The sequence below is a fragment of the Pseudoalteromonas sp. SR45-5 genome, assembly GCF_014163565.1.
Lineage (GTDB): Bacteria > Pseudomonadota > Gammaproteobacteria > Enterobacterales > Alteromonadaceae > Pseudoalteromonas > Pseudoalteromonas distincta.
The window spans coordinates 1-2052 of record NZ_JACJDN010000677.1; the positions used below are offsets into that span (position 1 = coordinate 1).

Genomic DNA, 2052 nt, shown 5'->3' on the forward strand with positions numbered 1-2052 from the left:
CCAGTATTGCAACTCGCACTATTTAATTATATGTAAATCACTATGCTACACTGCTTAGTAAGGCAGTGTAGCCATCAAAAAATTATAAAAATAACCTATGACTCATAAAATACTCATTGTTGATGATAACCAAGCAGTACTCGACGCACTTTCATTGTTGCTCGAGATCCACGACTTTTCGGTAGTCACTGCAACAAATCCGTTTGATGCTCTGCAAATAGTTCGCTATCAACGAATTGAGCTTGTAATTCAAGACATGAACTTTACCAGCGACACCACCTCTGGCGAAGAAGGTAAAGCGTTGTTTTATGAACTACGAGAAATAAACCCACACCTACCTATTATACTTATTACAGCCTGGACCGAACTTGCCACCGCCATTGAGCTTGTAAAAGCCGGTGCTGCTGATTACTTACCAAAACCCTGGGATGATGCAAAACTACTAGTTTGTATCGGTAACTTAATAGAGCTAGGCAGTGCTAAAAAAATAATGGCGACGCATAATCGCCATCAACAAGAACGTGAAGGTACATTTAAAAATGCAGACCTTGCTGGGCTAATATTTAAAAGTACTGCGATGGAACGACTGGTTACTATGGCGCTTCAAGTGGCTAAATCTGATATATCTGCATTAATTACAGGCCCTAATGGTAGTGGCAAAGAGTGTATTGCGCATATTATTCAAAAAAACTCCCCGCTTGTATCGCAGCCTTTTATTAAGGTAAACGCCGGTGCACTACCGCAAGAACTTATAGAAGCCGAGCTTTTTGGCGCTGAAGCCGGTGCATATACGGGGATAACCAAACAACGTATTGGTCGATTTGAAGCAGCTGATGGCGGTACGTTATTTTTAGATGAAATTGGTAATTTACCACTTTCAGGACAAATAAAATTACTACGCGTACTACAAACCGGCGAGTTTGAACGTTTAGGCTCAACACAAACACGAAAGGTAAATGTGCGGGTTATATCGGCCACTAACGAAAACTTACTACAAGCAATTCAACAAGGTCGATTTAGGGAAGACTTATATTATCGCCTTAATGTAATTGAGCTCAATGTGCCTTCCCTAAGCGAAAGACAAGATGATGTTTTAGCACTTATTAGCCATTTTTTACCTCACCGAGAGCTGACTATAAACACAGAGCAAGCACTTCAACACTACAAATGGCCAGGTAACGTTCGAGAGCTAGAAAACGCTTGTAAGCGTGTAGCGGTACTAAAACCTACAGGTGCGCTTAAAGTCGATGACTTTGCACTATCGTCACCGGTTACTGCTCAACAAGAAGCAAAAGCAGAGCCTACCAAACAGGAAATAGAACACGCAATGCGCGCTCATCAAGGTGTTATAGCCAAAGTGGCCCGTGAATTTGGTTTAAGCCGACAAGCTCTTTATCGTCGATTACAAAAAATGGGTATTGATTATTAATGCCAAACATTATTAGCCACTTTACCCTTAGCCAAAAGGTTATATTAATTTGCGGACTTTGTAGCGCGCTGCCTGTTGTTATTATTGCCGCGCTAAGTGGCTTTGATATTTACTACACTCTGTTTTTAATATTACTAACGCTTACATTTAGCACTCTACTTTCAAGAGCTCTCACCAAGCCAATAAAGCTTGGCATGCAATCGCTTGAAACCGGATTACTTAATTTTAAAGATGGTGAGCTCTCCAGTTTGCTTGCGTATAAAAGTAATGATGAACTTGGAAAACTATGCCAACTTTATAATCAAACCGCAAAACAGCTTCGCCAAGAAAAACAATGGATTTACCAGCGCGAGTTAATGCTTGATAAAGTTTTGCAAAGCTCGCCGCAAGCGTTATTGCTGGTCAATGATAATAATACGGTGGTATTTAGTAATTTAATTAGCCGTAGTTTATTTAATAGCGCAACTCGCCTTGAAGGTATGCAGCTAAGTAGATTACTCGAAAATTCGCCTCTGCAATTAGTAGCAGCTATAGAGCACGGTATTGATGGCCTCTTTAATATAGAAATAGAGAATCAAGACTCGCAAACTTGGCATTTAGCCACTGGGGAGTTTTTACTTAAT

General features: G+C 40.4%; 1 protein-coding gene and 1 pseudogene. Both read left to right on the plus strand.

Going from position 1 to position 2052, the window contains the following annotated elements:
- Nucleotides 1-97: 97 nt before the first annotated feature.
- Nucleotides 98-1429, plus strand: a complete 1332-nt coding sequence (locus H5072_RS17890; protein WP_182694321.1) for a sigma-54 dependent transcriptional regulator — start codon at nt 98-100, stop codon at nt 1427-1429.
- Nucleotides 1429-2052, plus strand: a pseudogene (locus H5072_RS17895) (histidine kinase); the annotation flags it as partial. The gene H5072_RS17890 and the pseudogene H5072_RS17895, both read left to right, overlap by 1 nt.